Origin of the sequence: Bradyrhizobium sp. MOS001, assembly GCF_004634465.1 — a bacterium.
Lineage (GTDB): Bacteria > Pseudomonadota > Alphaproteobacteria > Rhizobiales > Xanthobacteraceae > Bradyrhizobium > Bradyrhizobium barranii.
On record NZ_SPVJ01000017.1, the window covers coordinates 78,598 to 98,132 of the forward strand.

17 protein-coding genes are annotated in these 19,535 nt (G+C 64.3%); 9 read left to right on the forward strand and 8 right to left on the reverse strand.

The window, feature by feature from the left end:
• The first annotated feature begins 131 nt into the window (after positions 1-131).
• Positions 132-1,250, forward strand: coding sequence for a CaiB/BaiF CoA-transferase family protein (locus CT676_RS21780; RefSeq protein WP_085403705.1), 1,119 nt, complete (start codon positions 132-134; stop codon positions 1,248-1,250).
• Positions 1,251-1,388: 138 nt separating this feature from the next.
• Here the strand turns inward: CT676_RS21780 and hppD are convergent, their stop codons facing one another.
• A complete protein-coding gene (hppD, locus tag CT676_RS21785; protein ID WP_085403706.1) occupies positions 1,389-2,507 on the reverse strand; it encodes a 4-hydroxyphenylpyruvate dioxygenase in 1,119 nt (372 codons plus the stop codon).
• 119 nt (positions 2,508-2,626) lie between these two features.
• Between hppD and CT676_RS21790 the strand changes: the two genes are divergently transcribed.
• Complete coding sequence (locus tag CT676_RS21790; protein WP_038959069.1) at positions 2,627-3,106, forward strand: Lrp/AsnC family transcriptional regulator; 480 nt, start codon at positions 2,627-2,629, stop codon at positions 3,104-3,106.
• A gap of 73 nt (positions 3,107-3,179) precedes the next feature.
• Entirely contained in the window at positions 3,180-3,491 is a 312-nt protein-coding gene (locus CT676_RS21795; protein WP_085403645.1) for a DUF1272 domain-containing protein, read from the forward strand.
• Positions 3,492-3,605: 114 nt separating this feature from the next.
• Here the strand turns inward: CT676_RS21795 and fahA are convergent, their stop codons facing one another.
• The 5 genes from fahA to CT676_RS21820 all read right to left on the reverse strand — a co-directional run bounded on the left by fahA (position 3,606) and on the right by CT676_RS21820 (position 9,286).
• Positions 3,606-4,880: a fumarylacetoacetase gene (fahA, locus tag CT676_RS21800; protein WP_135215352.1), complete on the reverse strand. Its 1,275-nt coding sequence runs from the start codon at positions 4,878-4,880 to the stop codon at positions 3,606-3,608.
• A 227-nt stretch (positions 4,881-5,107) separates the two neighbouring features.
• Complete coding sequence (gene hmgA, locus CT676_RS21805; RefSeq protein WP_085403647.1) at positions 5,108-6,454, reverse strand: homogentisate 1,2-dioxygenase; 1,347 nt, start codon at positions 6,452-6,454, stop codon at positions 5,108-5,110.
• A 2-nt stretch (positions 6,455-6,456) separates the two neighbouring features.
• Positions 6,457-7,413: an MBL fold metallo-hydrolase gene (locus CT676_RS21810; RefSeq protein WP_085403648.1), complete on the reverse strand. Its 957-nt coding sequence runs from the start codon at positions 7,411-7,413 to the stop codon at positions 6,457-6,459.
• 23 nt (positions 7,414-7,436) lie between these two features.
• Positions 7,437-7,661 (reverse strand): DUF2783 domain-containing protein, encoded by a 225-nt coding sequence (locus CT676_RS21815; RefSeq protein WP_014490505.1) that lies wholly within the window; start codon positions 7,659-7,661, stop codon positions 7,437-7,439.
• Between the two features lie 8 nt (positions 7,662-7,669).
• Complete coding sequence (locus CT676_RS21820; RefSeq protein ID WP_085403649.1) at positions 7,670-9,286, reverse strand: FAD-dependent oxidoreductase; 1,617 nt, start codon at positions 9,284-9,286, stop codon at positions 7,670-7,672.
• Positions 9,287-9,396: 110 nt separating this feature from the next.
• On the opposite strand from CT676_RS21820, the gene CT676_RS21825 reads away from it, so the two are divergent.
• Entirely contained in the window at positions 9,397-9,939 is a 543-nt protein-coding gene (locus tag CT676_RS21825) for a MarR family transcriptional regulator (protein WP_085403650.1), read from the forward strand.
• Between the two features lie 45 nt (positions 9,940-9,984).
• The gene (locus CT676_RS21830; protein WP_244623222.1) at positions 9,985-10,749 is read left to right on the forward strand and encodes a methyltransferase domain-containing protein; all 765 of its coding nucleotides are present in this window, start codon (positions 9,985-9,987) and stop codon (positions 10,747-10,749) included.
• Positions 10,750-10,768: 19 nt separating this feature from the next.
• Here CT676_RS21830 and CT676_RS21835 read toward each other — a convergent pair whose 3' ends face one another.
• Positions 10,769-11,575 (reverse strand): N-acyl homoserine lactonase family protein, encoded by an 807-nt coding sequence (locus CT676_RS21835; protein WP_085403652.1) that lies wholly within the window; start codon positions 11,573-11,575, stop codon positions 10,769-10,771.
• 367 nt (positions 11,576-11,942) lie between these two features.
• Here CT676_RS21835 and CT676_RS21840 point away from each other — a divergent pair, with 367 nt between their 5' ends.
• The 4 genes from CT676_RS21840 (at position 11,943) to CT676_RS21855 (ending at position 18,510) form a co-directional block, all read left to right on the forward strand.
• Entirely contained in the window at positions 11,943-13,451 is a 1,509-nt protein-coding gene (locus CT676_RS21840) for a caspase family protein (protein ID WP_085403653.1), read from the forward strand.
• A 146-nt stretch (positions 13,452-13,597) separates the two neighbouring features.
• Entirely contained in the window at positions 13,598-14,269 is a 672-nt protein-coding gene (locus tag CT676_RS21845) for an OmpA family protein (RefSeq protein WP_085403654.1), read from the forward strand.
• A 177-nt stretch (positions 14,270-14,446) separates the two neighbouring features.
• The gene (locus CT676_RS21850; protein WP_085403655.1) at positions 14,447-15,376 is read left to right on the forward strand and encodes an efflux RND transporter periplasmic adaptor subunit; all 930 of its coding nucleotides are present in this window, start codon (positions 14,447-14,449) and stop codon (positions 15,374-15,376) included.
• Positions 15,376-18,510: an efflux RND transporter permease subunit gene (locus CT676_RS21855; RefSeq protein WP_063980494.1), complete on the forward strand. Its 3,135-nt coding sequence runs from the start codon at positions 15,376-15,378 to the stop codon at positions 18,508-18,510. Before CT676_RS21850 ends, CT676_RS21855 begins: the two co-directional genes overlap by 1 nt.
• Before the next feature lie 136 nt (positions 18,511-18,646).
• Here CT676_RS21855 and CT676_RS21860 read toward each other — a convergent pair whose 3' ends face one another.
• On the reverse strand, positions 18,647-19,321 hold the full coding sequence (locus CT676_RS21860; RefSeq protein ID WP_135215353.1) for a Crp/Fnr family transcriptional regulator: 675 nt from the start codon (positions 19,319-19,321) through the stop codon (positions 18,647-18,649).
• Positions 19,322-19,535 lie beyond the last annotated feature (214 nt).

A 19,535-nucleotide genomic window follows, 5' to 3' on the forward strand; every position in this document is an offset into this window, starting at 1 on the left:
ATGAAAACCGCTTGCCTCGCGGACATGAAGGCGAGAAAAGTTAATCAGCCAATTAACTCGCCCCAAAAGAGGAACGTCAAAGGCGATTGCCGGACCACCGGCATTCGCCGGCGACCCGAGGAAACAACAACGTGCTCGATAAACCAGCCCAGGAAAAATCAGAAGGCTCCTCCGTCCGCGCCTCCGGCCCGCTCTCGGGTTTCCGTGTCGTCGAATTCGCCGGCATCGGACCCGGCCCATTCGCCTGCATGATGCTGGCCGACATGGGCGCCGAGGTCGTCACGCTCGATCGCGTCGGCGCCAAGAAGAGCATGAAGTCGGTGGCGGGCCGCGGCCGCAAGGTGATCGAGCTCGACCTCAAGGACAAGGCGGCGATCGCAGAGGTGCTCGACCTGCTTGCGAGCGCCGATGCATTGGTCGAGGGCTTTCGTCCCGGCGTGATGGAGCGGCTCGGGCTCGGCCCCGATGTCGTGCTCGCGCGAAATCCCAAACTCGTCTACGGCCGCATGACCGGCTGGGGCCAGGAAGGCCCGCTGGCCAACGCCGCCGGCCATGACATCAACTACATCTCGATCACCGGCGCGCTCGCCGCGATCGGCACCAAGGAAGCCCCGGTGCCCCCGCTCAATTTGGTCGGCGATTTCGGCGGCGGCGCGCTCTATCTCGTCGTCGGCGTGCTCGCCGCCCTCCTCGAAGCGCAAAGGTCCGGCAAGGGCCAAGTCGTGGACGCCGCGATGTGCGACGGCGCGGCATCGCTGATGTCGTTCTTCTTCGACATGAAGACGATCGGCCGCTGGAGCGAGGGGCGCAACCAGAACTTCCTCGACGGCGGCGCACATTTCTACGGCGTCTATGAATGTGCCTGCGGGCACTTCGTCTCGATCGGCTCGATCGAACCGCAGTTCTACGCGCTGCTGCGCGAGCACGCGGGCCTGACCGATGCCGACTTCGACGCGCAGATGAACCCCAAGGCCTGGCCCGCGCTGAAGCAGAAATTGCAGGCCGTGTTCAAGAGCAAGACCCGCGAGGACTGGTGCAGGATCATGGAAGGCACCGACATCTGCTTCGCGCCGGTGCTGACCATGTCGGAAGCGACCGAGCATCCGCACATGGTCGCCCGCAATGTCTTCCTCGAACGCCACGGCGTGAAGCAGCCGGCGCCGGCACCAAGGTTCTCGCGCACGCCGTCGGCGGTGCGGGAGCCGGAGGGCGCGGAGATTGGTGCCGTGACGGCTGCGTGGAAGAGGTAGATCTAGCCCCGGCAAAGATCGCGTAGGGTGGGCAAAGGCGCGAAGCGCCGTGCCCACCATCTCTCCACAATCTTGATAGAAGTGGTGGGCACGCTTGCGCTTTGCCCACCCTACGGCAGTGTGCCCGAACGCAGCGACCTACGCCGCGTTATCCACCTTCAACACGCCGCGCCGGATCTGGTCCTCCTCGATCGATTCGAACAGGGCCTTGAAGTTGCCCTCGCCAAAGCCGTCGTCGCCTTTGCGCTGGATGAACTCGAAGAAGATCGGGCCGATCGCGTTCGCGGAGAAGATCTGCAGCAGCACCTTGGTCTGGCCGCCATCGACCACGCCTTCGCCGTCGATCAGGATGCCGTTGGTCTGGAGCCGCGCGACGTCCTCGCCGTGCTTCGGCAGGCGCGCGTCGATCTTCTCGAAATAGGTGTCGGGCGGTGACGGCATGAAGGGCAGGCCGGCTTCGCGCAGGCCTTCGATGGTGGCGTGGATATCGCGGCAGCCGCAGGCGATGTGCTGGATGCCCTCGCCGCGATAGATATTCAGATATTCCTCGATCTGGCCGGACTCGCCAGCGTCCTCGTTGATCGGAATCCGGATCTTGCCGTCGGGGCTGGTCAGCGCGCGCGAGAACAGGCCGGAGGCGCGACCCTCGATGTCGAAGAAGCGGATCTGGCGGAAGTTGAACAGCTTTTGGTAGAAGCCCGTCCACACATCCATGCGGCCGCGATGGACGTTGTGGGTGAGGTGATCGAGATAGAACAGGCCGGCGCCGACCGGCTTGGGATCGCGGGCGCCCAGCCACTCGAACTCGGCATCATAAGCCGAGCCCTTGGCGCCGTACCGATCGACGAAATAGAGCAGGCTGCCGCCGATGCCCTTGATCGCGGGCACATCGAGCGTCTTCTGCGCCGACGACACATCGGCAGGTTCGGCGCCTAGCGCGATCGCGCGGTCATAGGCCGCCTTCGCATCGACCACGCGAAACGCCATCGACGGTGCGCAGGGACCATGTGCGGCGACGAAGTCGAAGCCGTGGGTGCCGGGCTCCTCGTTGACGAGATAGTTGATGTCGCCCTGGCGATAGACCGTGATCTTCTTGCTCTTGTGACGCGCGACGGGCGCATAACCCATCAGCTTGAACAGCGCGTGCAGCTCTTCCGGATTGGGATGCGCATATTCGACGAACTCGAACCCGTCGGTGCCCATCGGATTGTCGGCGGTGATGGTGGCCGGCGGTGCATCGTGCGGAAACGGACCCATGGTGCTCTCCAATTGCTGCTGCCATGAACTATCCTTCACCGGGCGTGCAATGAGCGTGCAAACGGGACGCGTTTTGGCTATCATATGCACGATCCGTGCATGAAATGGATAAATGACGCATGATCTCCGTAGACGCCTTCGACCTCAAGATCCTGGGCGCGCTCCAGGACGACGGCCGCCTCACCAACCAGGAGCTCGCCGATCTCGCGGGTCTCTCGGCCTCGCAATGCTCGCGGCGGCGGATGCGGCTGGAGGAGGAGAAGGTGATCTCGGGCTATCACGCCGATCTCTCCAGCGAAGCGCTGGGCTTCGGTGTGATCGCCTTTATCCAGGTGGGGCTCGCGACCCACTCGCCGGACAATTCGAAACGCTTCCGCGCCTTGGTCAACCGCATCGACGAGATCCAGGAAGCTTATTCGCTGACGGGCGACGCCGATTACGTGCTCAAAGCCGTGCTGCGCGATCTCAAGGGTCTCTCCAATCTCGTCAACGACGTGCTGATGCCGCACCAGAGCGTGGCGCATGTGCGCTCCTCGATCGTGCTCGACAGGCTCAAGGAAAGCTCGCGGCTGCCGCTGAAGGATTTGAAGGCTGGCTGAAATCGAGGGAACTACGCCATTCGCGCTTCACGCGCCGTCTGCGATGATCAAGCCAATCTGCGGAGATTCAGCCATGGCCCTCCAGCTTCGACCGAACTGCGAATATTGCGACCGCGACCTGCCGCCTGATGCGACGGATGCGCGGATCTGCTCCTATGAATGCACGTTCTGTGCGGATTGCGTGGAGACGAAACTCTCCAACGTCTGCCCGAATTGCGGCGGCGGCTTTGCGCCGCGCCCGATCAGGCCGACGCGGGAATGGCGGCCGGGCGTGTGCGTCACCAAACACGTGCCGTCCGACAAGCGGGTGCATTTGAAATACAGCCCGGAGGATGTCGCCGCGCATTGCGCGCGGGTGCGCGACGTGCCGCCGGAGAGGCGATAGGTCTCGTAGGGTGGGCAAAGGCGCCTTAGCGCCGTGCCCACCATGTCTCCGCAACTATGATCGGAATGGTGGGCACGCTTCGCTTTGCCCACCCTACGACACCGGAACGCGCGGCTACTCCGCCGCCAAAATCGTCCCCTCGACCTCCCCGAACCCGACCCGGTAGCCGTTGCCCTGGCACCAGCCGCGCATGACGAGACTGTCGCCGTCCTCCAGGAACGAGCGCTTGGCGCCGCCGGGCAATTCCACCGGCTCGGTGCCGTTCCAGCTGATCTCCAGCAGGCTGCCGCGCTGGTTCTTCTCCGGGCCGGAGATCGTGCCGGACCCAAGGAGATCGCCAACATTCATCGCGCAACCGCTGGAGGCGTGGTGCATGAGCTGCTGCACCGATGACCAGTACATGTACTTGAAATTGGTGCGGCTGATGCCGGCGGGCGCGTTGGCGCCGGCGGCGCGCAGGGATACGTCGAGCTCCAGATCGTAATTCTGCGGCTTGGCCTGCTTGAGATAATCCAGCGGCACCGGCTCCTGCTCCGGTCCCTTCAGCCGGAATGGCTCCAGCGCCTCGCGCGTCACCACCCACGGGCTGATCGAGGTCGCGAACGCTTTTGCCAGGAACGGCCCGAGCGGCACATATTCCCATTGCTGGATGTCGCGCGCGCTCCAGTCGTTGAGCAGCACGAAACCGAAGATCATCTCCTCGGCCTGTTGCTCGGTCAGCATGCCACCCATGGCTGAGGGCTGGCCGACCACCACACCCATCTCCAGCTCGAAGTCGAGCCGCTTGCACGGTCCGAAGCTCGGCAGCTCGACATTCGGCGGCTTCAGCTGGCCGCGCGGCCGCTTCACCCTCGTTCCGGAGACCACGACGGTCGAGGCGCGGCCGTTATAGGCGATCGGCATGTGCAGCCAGTTCGGCTGCAGCGCGTTGTCCTTGCCGCGGAACATCACGCCGACATTGGTGGCGTGCTCCTTCGACGAATAGAAATCGGTATAGCCGGACACTGCGAACGGCAGATGCAATTTCGCATCGCGCATCGGCACCAGGGCCTGCTTGCGCAGCTCCTCGTTGTCGCGCAGCTCCGGATGATCGTGACGCAGCAGCTCGCTGATCCGCGCGCGTGTCTTCGTCCAGACTTTTGGGCCGAGCGCCATGAACGGATTGAGCGAGGGGCCGGAAAACACGCCGAGCGGCCCGACATCAAGCCGGCAATCCTGCTCGAGCGCCCAGAGATCGAACACGTAGTTGCCGATCGCGACACCGACGCGCGGCGTCGGATTGGCCGAGGTCGAGAACACGCCATATGGCAGGTTCTGGATCGGGAAGTCAGAGGCGGGATCGACGTCGATGAAGGAGCGGAGGCTGGGGTCGTTGGGGTGGGTTGTCACTTTCGGCCTGGTCCTTTCTTCCTTCTCCCCTTGTGGGAGAAGGTGGCGCGAAGCGCCGGATGAGGGGTTCTATCCGCGCGTCCGAATGAGAGAGGTTCAACCGTGGAGACAGACCCCTCACCCGTCTCGCCGCTACGCCGTAGCCGATGCAAAGCATCGGCGTTCTTAAGAGACGGCGGCCAGAGGCCGCCTATGCCACCCTCTCCCACAAGGGGAGAGGAAGACCGTCACGGCTTGTTCGGATCGAACCGCTTCTCAAGTCCCGTCCAGCAGTCCGCGTAATTGTCCTGCAGCGTCGACGACTTCGCGGCATGCGCTGTCACGCGCTGCGGGTAGCGGGTCTCGAACATGAAGGCCATGGTGCCGGTCAGCTTGACCGGTTTCAGCTCGCCGTTGCTGGCGTGCTCGAAGGCATCGCGGTCGGGGCCGTGCGGCAGCATGCAATTGTGCAGGCTGATTCCGCCCGGGACAAAACCCTGCGGCTTGGCGTCGTAGACGCCGTAGATCAGGCCCATGAACTCGCTCATGATGTTCATGTGATACCAGGGCGGGCGGAAGGTGTTGTCGGCCACCATCCAGCGCTCGGGGAAGATCACGAAGTCGATGTTCGCGGTGCCCGCGGTCTCCGACGGCGAGGTCAGCACCGTGAAGATCGAGGGATCGGGATGATCGAAGCCGATCGCACCGACCGGCGAGAAGGTGCGCAGATCGTATTTGTAGGGCGCGTAATTGCCGTGCCAGGCGACGACGTCGATCGGCGAATGTGGCAACGTGGTCTTGAACAGCGATCCGCCCCATTTCACGTAGAGCTCGGTCGGCGTGTCCTTGTCCTCGTAATGCGCGACCGGGGTGAGGAAGTCGCGCGCGTTGGCGAGGCAATTGGCGCCGATCGGCCCGCGCTCCGGCAGCGTGAAGGCGCCGCCGTAGTTTTCGCAGAGATAACCGCGCGCAGGACCGTTCGGAATCTCGACGCGGAATTTGACGCCGCGCGGGATCACCACGATCTCGCCGGGCTCGGCGTCGATACGGCCAAACTCAGTGACGACGCGCAGATTGCCCTGCTGGAGCACGAACATCAGCTCGCCGTCGGCGTTGTAGAAGTGCTGGTCCACCATCGATTTGGTGATGAGGTAGATGTGCGCGGCCATGCCGGCCTGCGTGTTGACGTCGCCGGCGGTCGTCATGGTCTGCACGCCCTGAAGGAAGGTCATGTCCTCCTTCGGGATCGGTGCCGGGTCCCAGCGCAGCTGCGCGATCGGCAAATCGTATTCATGGCAGGGCGCCGAGCGCCACAGGCCGGCATCGGCCTTCTCGAACCGGCCGGAATGCTTCACCGAGGGACGGATGCGATAGAGCCAGGAGCGCTCATTGGTGCCGCGCGGCGCGGTGAATGGCGAGCCGGAAAGCTGCTCGGCATAGAGCCCGTAGGCACAGCGTTGCGGCGAGTTGCGCCCGATCGGCAGCGCGCCCGGCAGCGCCTCGGTCTCGAAGCTGTTGCCGAAGCCGGACATGTAACCCGGCGTGACCTGCGCCGAACTGCGGATGATCTGATCAGGCGAGGTGTTGACGTTCATGACTATCCTCCTCCTTGCAGGGCGGCCCACATTTCCTGGTCGCGCTTGTCGGTCCAGATCACGGGGTCGTCGATCCCCGACGCCTCGTCATAGGCGCGCGACACGTTGAACGGCAGGCAGTGCTCGTAGATGGCGAAGCTGTGGAACTTCGGGTCCATCACTTCGCGCGTCGCCGCCATCGATTCTTTCAGCGTGCGCCCCTTGGCGACGGAGACCTCGGCCGCGCCATAGAGCGAGGTGACGAAGTCGCGCGTCATCGCGATGGCTTCGCGCACCGTGGCTGTGCCCTTCAGCGCATCACCGCGGCCCGGCGCGATCGCCTTGGGATTGAAGTTGCGGATCTCGTTCAGCGTCAGCGGCCATTCGCGCAAATGCGCGTCGCCGCAATAGCAGGCCGAGTGATATTCGATGAGGTCGCCGGAGAACATGACCTCGGCATCCGGCACCCAGGCGACGATGTCGCCGGAGGTGTGGCCCGCGCCAAGCTGCATCAGTCGCACTTCGCGCTTGCCGAGATAGATCGACATCTCGCCTTCGAAGGTCAGCGTCGGCCAGGTCAGGCCGGGAATGCTCGCGGCATCCTGGAACAGCCGCGGGAAGCGGCCGTATTCGGAATCCCAATCCTGCTGGCCGCGCTCCTCGATCAGACGATAGGTTTCCTGCGAGGCCACGATGCCCTGCGCCTTGTAGGCGGACGCACCGAGCACGCGCACGGCGTGGTAGTGCGACAGCACGACATATTTGATCGGCTTGTCGGTGACGGTGCGGACGCGCTCGATCACCTTGTTGGCCATCGCCGGCGTCGACTGCGCGTCGAACACCAGGCAGCCGTCGTCACCGACGATGATCGCGGTGTTCGGATCGCCCTCCGCGGTGAAGGCATAGAGATCGGTGCCGATCTCGGAGAAGGTGATCTTCTTTTCGGAGAGATCGCCGGTGGATGCGAAGTTCTTCGCCATCAGGTCATCCTAAGGTCTTTGGGTTATTGTTGTTGCTGTTGTTGCTGCTGGCCGTCGGTCATGCGCCGCTTCGCGAGCACGATCGCTTCCCGCAACACGTCGATGTCGCCGATATGGTTGGCGAGGATCAGGACCAGTGCCGCGTCGAAATCGGCGCTCTGCTCGTCGGTGAAGCCGCGGTGCGCCTCGACGATGGCACGAAAGGCATCGTCGGGCCGCGCGAAGTTGGAGCTGGTTGAAAGCGGCATGCGAATCCTCAATTCAAGCCTTGGGCCCGCGACAACGCGGCCGCGATCGCCGCACGCGTCGGATGGTGGAAGCGCGCCGCAACGTAGCCGTCGGGCCTGAGCAGATAGGCTGTACCTGGCTCGGCGCCATAGCGCTTTGCGACAAGGCCCGAGGGATCGGCAAGCCCGCCCTCGCCACCGATGCGGATATCCTTGACACCATCGGGCGCATCGACCGCCGCGCCATTGCTGAACGACAGCAAGGTGAAGTCCGCTCCACCCCGGCGGAATGCGTCGGTCAGATAGGCCTGCTCGCCAACGGGGGCGTCGAGCATGGAGCAGCCGGGCAACGGTCCGCCGCGCCACGCATCGGCATCGGGCGATGACAGCGGCGAGTCGTAGCTGCACGGTACCGAGAGCCGCCCACCATTGACCATGCGCTTGCCGAACTCCGTTTCCTTGGCCAGCGACAGCACCGCCTTGCGCAGCCGCGCCTCCTGATGCGAGTTCGGCGCCATGAAATCGGTCGAGCGGGTCGATTCGCGGATGTTCTCGTCGGCAGCCAGGCTGCGCTCGACATGGTAGCTCTCGAGCAGGCTCGCGGGCGAGGTTCCGCGCAGCACGCGGTCGAGTTTCCAGGAGAGGTTCTCCGCGTCCTCTAGCCCGGAATTGGCACCGCGCGCACCGAAGGGCGAGACCTGATGCGCGGAATCGCCCGCAAAAATCACCCGGCCGTGGAGGAAGCGATCCATCCTCCGGCACTGGAATTTGTAGAGCGAGATCCACTCGAACTCGAACTTGTCGTGACCGAGCATGCGCGCGATCCGCGGCCGCACGTTCTCCGGCTTCTTCTCGACGACGGGATCGGCAAAGCGATTGAGCTGGAGATCGATGCGCCAGACATCGTCGGGCTGCCGGTGCAGCAGCGCGGAGCGCCCGGCATGAAACGGCGGATCGAACCAGAACCAGCGCTCGGTCGGGAACTCCGCCGTCATCTTGACGTCGGCGATCAAAAATTGGTCCTCGAACACCTGGCCGGCGAAGTCGGCGCCGACCATCTGCCGCAGCGACGAGCGCGCACCGTCGCAGGCGACGACGTATTGCGCGTGCAGGCGATAGGCGCCCTCCGGCGTCTCGATCGTCAGCGCGACGGAATCGTTGCGCTGTTCAAGCGCCGTCACCTTGTTGCGCCAGCGCAGATCGATCTCAGGGAGATCACCGATGCGATCGACCAGATAGGCCTCGGCGTAATATTGCTGGAGATTGATGAAGGCCGGCCGCTTGTGACCGTCTTCCGGCAGCAGGTTGAACTGGTAGAGCTGGGACTCGCCATGGAAAATGCGACCGACGCTCCACACCACGCCCTTCTCGACCATGCGGTCGCCGACGCCGAGCCGGTCCCAATATTCGAGCGACCGCTTGGAGAAGCAGATCGCGCGCGAGCCTTCGCCGATCCGGTCGGCATCATCCAGCAGCACGACGCGCTGGCCGCGCTGGGCAAGGTCGATCGCGAGCGACAGGCCCACCGGGCCCGCGCCGACGACCACCACGGGATGCTCGGCCGCGCTGTGGCCGGGACGATCCTGGTCGGGGTGGCGGCGATAGCCGAACTGGGTTTTGGCCTGCTGCGTATTGGCCTGCGCCATGCGCTAACCTCGGCTCTGGTCAAGAGAGGACTGATCTGCTAGATAGTCTCACGTGCAACTATTTTGGACCGGAGCCGGCCGGCCGTCAACTGGAAATCGGAGCGCAAGTCTTGGCGAGGACATCCAGCGATGCGGCGCTGAAGAGACAAGAGATGGACGAGGCGTCGCCGCGGCCGAAAGCGCGGCTCGATTTGTTCAAGTTCGTGCCGTTCCGCCTCAACCGGCTTGCAGCGGAGGTGAGTTCCGCGCTTGCGGTCGAATATCAGGAGCGGCACGGCCTCGACATTCCGGCCTGGCGCGTGATCGCCACGCTCGGCTTCCGCAACGATGCCTGTAGCGCGCAGTACATCGCGCAATGCACGCGCACGCACAAATCCACCATCAGCCGCGCTGTGACCACGCTGCTACACCAGGGGCTGATCGAGCGGGTCGAGAACGAAGCCGACCGCCGCGAATTCCGCCTGCAACTGACGAAGAAGGGTCGCGCGCTGTACGAAGAGCTGTTCCCGCAATTGCTGCGACGGGAAGACGAGATCCTCGCCTGCCTCTCCGCGCAGGAGCGGAAGCAGCTCTCGGCCCTGCTCGGCAAGATCGAACAGAGCCTCGACCTAGTCCAGACCAGCGAAGAGGCCGACGCGAAAGAGGCGTATTAGGGCGCGTACTCATAGAGGTGCAGACGTCGGCTTTTGGGAGGCCGATTGAGAAAGCTTGGCAGGTCCGTGACGGCACTGGCTTATATAACGGCGCTACTTGCGGCGTTTGCCGCAACTCGCGCATACGCCGCTGACATAGGTTATCTGGCTTCCCCCGGAGTCGCTGCAAACGAGTTTCCCTCACCACAGCGCCCTGTTGCACGGATCGTCAGCCCGCGCCGCGCCGCCGAAGAGCGCCGAGACGCCCTCAATGAGGCCGGTCAAATCGCACGTGCTCTTGAACTGAAACCAGGTATGACAGTGGGCGACATTGGAGCAGGCAGCGGCTACCACACGGTCAGGCTCTCGCACCTCGTCGGCCCCGCCGGCTCTGTCGTTGCCCAGGACGTCACGCGGGATTACCTCATCGAGCTCGCCACGCGAACAGAACGTCTGAAGTTGACGAACGTGCAATTCGCCCTCGGCGAACCACACGACCCGCGTCTGCCCGCTTCCTCGCTGGATGCTGCAATCCTCGTGCACATGTATCACGAGATAGCCCAACCCTATGCCTTCCTCTACAATCTCGCGGCCGCTCTAAAGCAGGATGCGCGGGTCGGAATTGTCGATCTTGAGCTTCCGACGTCGAAGCATGGCACGCCAATTGAGCTCTTGCGCTGCGAATTGACCGCCGTCGGCTATCGCGAGGTTGCCACATATAAGCTCGCAGGGGACGGAGGATACCTGGCGGTATTCTCTCCGCCGGAGGTAGCGGCTCGAAAATCTCCCCGCGATATCGTTGCTTGTGCGGATCCTGCCGGCACTCGCTGACACCACGCCCCGGATTCCGTCACTTCGCAAACGACCGCGACGGCGGCAAATGCAGCGCCCAGGCATCGACCTTGTCGCTGGCACGCGGATAGATCTCCGTCACGATCGGATCGTGGCCGGGAATGAACCTGTCAGGATGACCGGCGAGGCGTTCGATCGTCTCCCAGCCCTGCGCCATGTCGCCGATATTGTAGACGATGGGGAACGGACTCCTGCGCTGCAGATTGGCGTAGTAGTGTGCGGCATCGGACGCCAGCACCACCGGCCCGCGCGCGGTCTCGACCTTGACCACCTGCAAGCCATCGGAATGGCCGCCGACACGATGCACGGTGACGCCGGGCGCCACCTCGCCGTCGCCGGAATAGAAATTGACGCGCTCGCCATAGACATGACGCACCATCTGCGTGACGTGCTCGACCGAGAACGGATGTCGCAGCAGTCCGTTACACATGCAGCGTCCCGTCGCGTAAGCCATCTCGCGCTCCTGGAGATGGAAGCGCGCGTTCGGGAAGCGATCGAGATTGCCGGCGTGGTCGTAATGCAGATGCGTCACGATAATGTCGCGAACGCTCGACGCCGCGACGCCAAAGCGCTCCAGCGCATCGACCGGATTGAGCGTCAGCTTGCGCGCCCGCGCGCTCGCCTCCTCGGCGTTGAAACCGGTGTCCACCAGGATGTCGCGGCCGCCGCCGCGGATCAGCCAGACGAAATAGTCGAGATCCTGTGCCGCGCTGTCATGCGGGTCGGGCTGAAGGAAGTTCATGTTGGGGGTGCGTGGCGACATCGTCGCATAACGCAGGGCGTAGATTTCGTAGGCGTTTCCCATGGTTTTCTTTTCTGAGTTGGACCTTCGGGGACGATCAAGCGCACCAAGCCATTGTCGGCCGCAAAGGTCAAACACCGGAGGGCTGCGACAGCGTCCAGCCTGCTATGTGAGACCCCTCACATCTTCTTTGTCGCGGCTGCTCCAGCATCCTGCCGCAGAGTCGAACCAGATGGCGCCGAGCACAACCGTGATAGTCCGTTTATTCCCCTCCCGGCGCGCCCATGCATCGCGGTCAATTGTCGCGATAATGCCGAATCTCCAAGCGGTTGACGCCCCCCTTCCGCGGTTTGATAATGCACATTGCGTAAGTTAAGGTCGCCGCGGCGCAAGCTGGGAACGGCGCCTTTTTGGCTGGACCGCGCTGATTATGAAAATTCGCTTCCTTTTTCTTCTGCCCTTGCTCGTTTCGCTCGTCCCGGTTGCGCCATCCCTGGCCGCCGGCGACCGTTATGCGTTGGTCATCGGCAACGCCAAATATCCGGACGCGGACGCCCCGCTGAAGGAACCGCTCAACGACGCGCGCGACGTCGCCGACGAGCTAAAGCGCGACGGCTTTTCCGTTGAAATCGGCGAGAACCTGACCGGCGACGGCATGCGCCGCGCCTTCGACAAGCTCTATGGCAAGATCAAGCCGGGCTCGGTGGCGCTGATCTTCTTCAGCGGTTTCGGCATCCAGTCAGCGCGCCAGAGCTACATGCTGCCGATCGACGCGCAGATCTGGACCGAATCCGACGTGCGCCGCGACGGTTTCAGCCTGGAGACCGTGCTCGGCGAGCTCAATACCCGCGGCGCGGGCGTCAAGATCGCGCTGGTCGACGCCTCCAGGCGCAATCCCTTCGAGCGCCGGTTCCGCAGCTTCTCGGCCGGCCTGACGCCGGTCATCGCGCCGAACGGCACGCTGGTGATGTACTCGGCGGCACTGGCCTCGGTGGTCTCGGACGCGGGCGGCGATCACAGCCTGTTCGTCCAGGAGCTCCTGAAGGAGATCCGCGTCCCCGACCTGATGGCCGAGGAGACGCTGAACCGCACCAAGATGGGCGTCACCCGCGCCTCGCGCGGCGAACAGGTGCCGTGGATCTCCTCTTCCCTCGCCGAGGATTTTTCCTTTATTCCGGGCGCCGGCGGATCGCGTCCGTCGATGACGGCACCACCGCCATCGCCGCCGGTCGTCGCCAACAACCCGCCGCCGGCTCCGCCCGCACCGCCTCCGCCGCCGAAGCCGGCGGACACGGCAGCGGCACCTGCTCCGGCACCAGCACCGGCGCCCTCACCGAAACCGCAGGTCGAGGCCGCCTTGCCGCCGGCGCCACCGCCGGTGAAACCAGCCGAGACCACCCCCGCACCGAGCATGGATAGCGGGCCGAGCGCGGCCGCGCTGGCGGAGGATCCGACCATCAAGGGCCTGACGGCCAAGATCGCCGCCAATCCTGATGACGTGAACGCGCTGTACCGGCGCGGTCAGGTCTATGCCAGCAAGGGCGCCTACAATTTGGCCATCAAGGATTTCGACGAGACGCTTCGGATCAACGCGAAGGACGTCGAGGCGTTGAACAACCGCTGCTGGACCCGCACCGTGGTCGGCGACCTCCAGGGCGCGCTGAAGGATTGCAACGAGGCGCTGCGGCTGAGGCCGAATTTCGTCGATGCGCTGGACAGCCGGGGGCTCGTCAATCTGAAATCGGGAGCGGTCAAGAACGCCATCGCCGATTTCGACGCAGCCCTGAAGATCAACCCGCGCCTGACCTCCTCGCTCTTTGGCCGCGGGATTGCCAAGCAGCGCAACGGCTCGGCGCAGGAAGGCGCGCTCGACATCGCCAATGCCAAGGCGATGGACCCGAACATTGTTCAAGAGTTCGCAAGCTACGGAGTACGCTAGTATTTTTTTGAATTGAGGCGGCAGACGCCTCGAACCCTCGGCGGCCCAGGGAAGACTAACGGACGGATGCCGCAGGCGGCCTTTCCCGGGGGGCCATTGCAGGAATTTTTGGAACCGCGCGGTCAGCTGCGCAGGAGGGACTGGCAATGAGATTGGCTGCAAAGGGATTTACCGCGATCCTGTCCATCATCACGGTCGGCGCCGCTCTGTCGCTGACGACTCCGCTCGCATTCGCGGGCGACGACGGCAACAGCAAGAACGTTACCGAGGACGAGATCGTCCGCGCACTGGCGCCGCCGCCGAAGAAGCCGTTGACCCGCGGCCTCTCGATCGCCCCGCAGGCCGATCCCGCACCCAGTGCGGCGGAAACCAAGCTGATCCAGTCCGTGCGCGGCCGCTCGACGCGCTCGCTTTCGTCGACCGAGCGCGAAGAGATCGCGTCGGTGGCCAAGGACAAGCCGAATATCGATCTTGAAATCACGTTCGACTACAACTCGGCCAATATCAGCGCCAAGTCGCTCGGCTCGGTACAGGCGCTCGGTCGCGCGCTGACCAGCCCCGACCTGAAGGGCTCGACCTTCGTGGTTGCCGGCCACACCGACGCCGCCGGCGGCGAGGGCTATAATCAGGACCTGTCGGAGCGCCGCGCGGATTCGATCAAGCGCTACCTCGTCGACAAGTACGGCATCTCTGCGACCGATCTCGTCACCGTCGGCTACGGCAAGAGCAAGCTGAAGGACCCGGCCCAGCCGATGGCGGAGGTCAATCGTCGCGTCCAGGTCGTCAACATGGAAAACAAGACCACCGCATCGAAGTGAGAGCACGACGTAATCCTTTGAAGTGCCAAATCCTTTGAAGTGCCAAGTCGTGATGTGGTGTAAAGTCTTGCTTCAAAAGCGCGTCCCGCAGCCTTGTGGGACGCCGCTTTATTTCAGGGAAACGCTCTCAGCAGGCCTCGTGCGGATGGCCGTGAGCCAGGCCAGGACAATCCGGCGATGAACGCCTCCGAATATCTCAAGCCTGCCGGAACCGTGGTGTTCGTCGTTGCGCTCGGCGTCGGCTATTATCTGTTCGAGCATCGGCATCGCCCCGAGGCGAAGGAAACGCCGAGCGAGGCGCTCGTCATCGTGACGAAGTCGACCAACGCCTGCTTCTCCGACCTCGTGCGGGTGACCGGCTTCTTCGTGCCGCGCCGCGAGGCCGTGGTCGTCGCCGACCAGGAAGGCTCCAGGGTCACCGACCTCTTTGTCACCGAAGGCGCCATGGTCACCGACAATCAGGAGCTGGCGCGCCTGACGGCGCCGCCGCAGATCCCCGGCCAGCCACAAAGACCCGGCACGCAAGGCCCGATCTCGCTGAAGGCGCCCGCGCCGGGCCTCGTTACCGAAGTACGCACCATCGTCGGCGCGCCCGCCTCGCCGCAGGCCGGCCCGATGTTCCGCATCGCCGTCAACAACGAGATCGAGCTCGACGCCCAGGTCCCGGCGGTGCACATGCCCAAGCTCAATCCCGGCGCGACCGTGCGCATCAGCCGCGATGACGCGCCCGATTTGATCGGCCGGGTCCGGCTGGTCGCGCCCGAAATCGACCGCACCACGCAGCTCGGCCGCGTCCGCATCAGCGTCACCAACAATCCTTCGCTCAAGGTCGGCGTGTTTGCCCGCGCCTCGATCGACGCCAAGCGAAGCTGCGGCGTCTCGATCCCCAAGACCGCGATCGACCATCTCACCATTCAGGTCGTCAAAAACAATATTGTCGAGACGCGCAAGGTACGGGTCGGGCTGTCGTCCGACAGCGCGACGGAAATTCTGGAAGGCCTCGAGGTCGGCGAAATCGTCGTGGCCGACGCCGGCTCTTCGCTCCATGACGGCGACCAGATCAAGACCATGTTCGCCGATGAACTCGATCGCACGCGGGTACGCTGATGGCTCTCAATATCTCGGCTTGGTCGATCCGCAATCCGCTGCCGTCGGTCGTCTTCTCGATCATCCTCCTGGTCCTCGGCTGGGTGTCCTTCACCAAGCTCGCGGTGACGCGGCTGCCTTCGGCCGACATTCCCGTGATCTCGGTCGTGGTGTCGCAGTTCGGCGCAGCACCCGCTGAGCTCGAATCCCAGGTCACCAAGACGGTTGAAGATGCCGTCTCCGGCGTCGAGGGGGTCAGGCACATCACCTCCTCGATCACCGACGGCGTGTCAGTGACCACCATCCAGTTCGCGCTGGAAACCAACACCGACCGCGCGCTCAACGACGTCAAGGACGCGGTGACGCGCGTGCGCTCCAACCTGCCGCAGAACGTCACCGAGCCGCTGATCCAGCGCGTCGACGTCATCGGCCTGCCGATCGTCACCTATGCCGCGATCTCGCCCGGCAAGACGCCCGAGCAGCTCTCCTATTTCGTCGACGACGTCGTCAAGCGCGCGCTGCAGGGCGTGCGCGGCGTTGCCCAGGTCGAGCGCATCGGCGGTGTCGAGCGCGAGATCCTGGTCTCGCTCGATCCGGACCGGATGCAGGCGATGGGGCTGACCGCGGTCAATGTCAGCCAAAGCCTGCGCGGCACCAATGTCGACGTCGCCGGCGGCCGCGCCGAGATCGGCAAGAACGACCAGGCGATCCGCACGCTTGCGGGCGCGAAGACACTGGGCGATCTCGCCGGCACCATGATCCCGCTGTTCGGCGGCGGTGAGGTCCGGCTCGACGATCTCGGCACCGTCACCGACACCATCGCCGACCGCCGCACCTTCGCCCGCTTCAACGGCGAGCCGGTGGTCGCGCTCGGCATCAAGCGATCCAAGGGCGCCAGCGATGTGAAGGTGGCCGAGGCCGTGCAGAAGCGCATCGACGCGCTGAAGGCCGCCTATCCCGACGTCGACCTGAAGGTGATCGACACCTCGGTCGAATATACCAACGGCAATTACCACGCGGCGATCTCGACCCTGTTCGAAGGCGCCATCCTTGCCGTCATCATCGTGCTCCTGTTCCTGCGGGACCTGCGCGCCACCATCATTGCCGCGATCTCGCTCCCGCTGTCGATCTTCCCGGCGTTCTGGGCGATGGACCTTCTCGGCTTCTCGCTGAACCTCGTCAGCTTCCTCGCCATCACGCTGTCGACAGGTATTCTCGTCGACGACGCCATCGTCGAGATCGAGAACATCGTCCGGCACATGAACATGGGCAAATCGCCCTATCGTGCCGCACTTGAAGCCGCAGACGAGATCGGCCTTGCGGTGATCGCGATCTCGCTGACCATCATTGCGATCTTCGCGCCAGCGAGCTTCATGTCGGGCATCGCCGGACAGTTCTTCAAGCAGTTCGGCATCACCGTCTCGGTGCAAGTGTTCTTCTCGCTGCTCGCGGCGCGCTTCGTCACGCCGGTGCTGGCCGCCTACTTCCTCAAGCACCATGCGCACGAAGAGCCGCCGCCCGGCCGCGTGCTGCGGGCCTATCACAGGATCGTGGCCTGGTCGGTGAAGCACCATTTCATCACCGTGCTGATCGGCTTCGGGGTGTTCGCCGCCTCAATCTGGAGCATCACGCTGCTGCCGCAGGGCTTCCTGCCGGCGCAGGACAGCGCGCGCTCGCTGCTGGCGCTCGAGCTGCCGCCGGGCACCCAGCTTGCCTACACCGAGAAGGTCACCGAGGACATCGTCGCACGCCTGCGCAAGCGGCCGGAGGTGAAGAGCATCTTCGTCGATGGCGGGCGCGTCCCGCCGGGCACCCAGGAAGTCCGGCGCGCCTCTCTGATCATCAACTACACGCCCAAGGACAGCCGCGACATCACCCAGCGCGAGCTCGAATTCTCGATCAGCCAGGAGCTGGAGAACGTTCCCGACATCCGCTTCTGGTTCCTCGACGAGAACGGCCTGCGCGCCATCTCGCTGGTCGTGACCGGCGTCGACGCCAACATCGTCAACAACGTCGCCAGCGAGCTCGCGACGCAGATGAAGCGGATTCCGACGATCTCCAACGTGATCTCGGAAACCACGCTCGAGCGGCCCGAGCTGCGCATCGAGCCGCGCGCAGATCTCGCCGCGCGCCTCGGCGTCTCCACGGAAAGCCTGTCGCAGACCATCCGCGTCGCCACCATCGGCGATGTCGGGCCCGCGCTCGCCAAGTTCGACGTCGGCGACCGCCTGGTGCCGATCCGCGTCCAGCTCGAGGACGCCGCGCGCGGTAATCTGAGGACGCTCGAACAGCTGCGCGTGCCGCTCGGCGAGCGCGGCGAGAAGGGCGGCGTGCCGCTCTCGGTCATCGCCGACGTCAAGCTCGACCAGGGTCCGACCAGCATCAACCGCTACGATCGTGAGCGGCAGGCAACCGTCGCCGCCGACCTCGTCGGCTCCGCCGCACTCGGCGACGCGACCAAGAAGATCTACGACCTGCCGGTGATGAAGAGCCGGCCGAAGGGCGTGAAGGTCTCGCCCTCCGGCGACGCCGAAAGCCTGAACGAGCTGTCCGACGGCTTCGCCACTGCGATCACCGCGGGCCTGATGATGGTCTACGCCGTGCTGGTGCTGCTGTTCGGCACCTTCCTGCAGCCGATCACCATCCTGTTCTCGCTGCCGCTCTCGATCGGCGGCGCCATCGCCGCCCTGCTCATCACCGGCAAGCAGCTCACCACGCCGGTCTGGATCGGCATTCTGATGCTGATGGGTATCGTCACCAAGAACGCGATCATGCTGGTGGAATTCGCCATCGAGGCAATCCGCGCCGGCAAGCCGCGCGAGGAAGCGATGATCGACGCCGGCATGAAGCGCGCGCGCCCGATCGTGATGACCACGATCGCGATGGCCGCGGGCATGACGCCGAGCGCGCTCGCGGTCGGCGCCGGCGGCGAGTTCCGCTCGCCGATGGCGCTCGCGGTGATCGGCGGCCTGATCTTCTCGACCATCCTGTCGCTGGTGTTCGTGCCCGCGATGTTCATGGTGATGGACGATCTCGGCGCCCTGATCTGGCGATTCGCAAAGCGCCTGATCGTGCACAGCGAGGATGCCGACACCGCCGATCATCACGGCACGGCGCCGGATAAAAAGGGCATGGTACACCCAGCGGCGGAGTAGCCGTGATACGTCGACAGCTCAAGCTGGTTCAGCGAGCGGTGTCAGCGAACCCGGCGTCGCAGGAGATCGTCTCCGCTACGAAGCGTTCAAGCGCACCGGTCGCGCCGTCCGAACGACGAAGGTTTAGCCGATCTCTCTACTCGTTCCGCGCGATCGCCGTCAGCTTGGTCATGTTCCGCAGCAGGATGCGGCCGCGCTGGAGGTCCAGGATCGCCTCCTTCCGCCAGGCCTGAAGCTGGCGGTTGACGCTCTCGCGGGCCGCGCCGACGAAGATGCCGAGCTGCTCCTGCGAGATGTGGACCTCCGAGCCGAAATCGGCGGCGAGCGCGCAGAGCCGCCGTGCCAGCCGCACCGGCAGGGGTTGCAGCATGGATTCTTCCATGCGCTCGCTCTGCCAGCGGATGCGCTGGCACAGCAGCGCGATGATCTTGATCGCGACCTTCGGCTCGCGTTCGAGGAAGCTGAGAAAATCTTCGCGCCGCAGCACGAACAGTTCACTGGCTTCGCCTGCGGTCGCATCCGCAGTCCGGCTCTGGCCGTCCAGCACCGCGACCTCGCCGAACAGGTCGCCCGGCCCCATGAAGTTCAGGGTCAGACGGCTGCCGTCGGAGACGCCGGTCTCGATACGGACCTGGCCCCGGCGCATGCCGAACAGCGCGTCCCCCGCATCGCCCTTCTGGAACAGCACCTCGCCATTCCCCAGATGCTGGGTGTGGCAGAGATTCGACAGCCGCTGGAGCTCGTCTGCGCCGAGATCGGCGAACATCGCGTTCATCTTCAGGATGACCGCAAATTCGGCCTGCTTGCTCATTTCAATGTCCTTGTGAATTTCCTTAGCCAGTTTCCCTGGCAAATCGCTTGGAACCATCAAATCAGGATCGCGTAATACCGCGCCGGCGAAGTGTGTCATAAGTCACATAACTTTGCAGCACCCCCTGACTATTTTTACGTGCTTGGAGCCGCTTCCCGTCCGGGGATAAACTCAGGTGCAAAGGACGGATGCATAGGACGGTCATCTGCGGGAT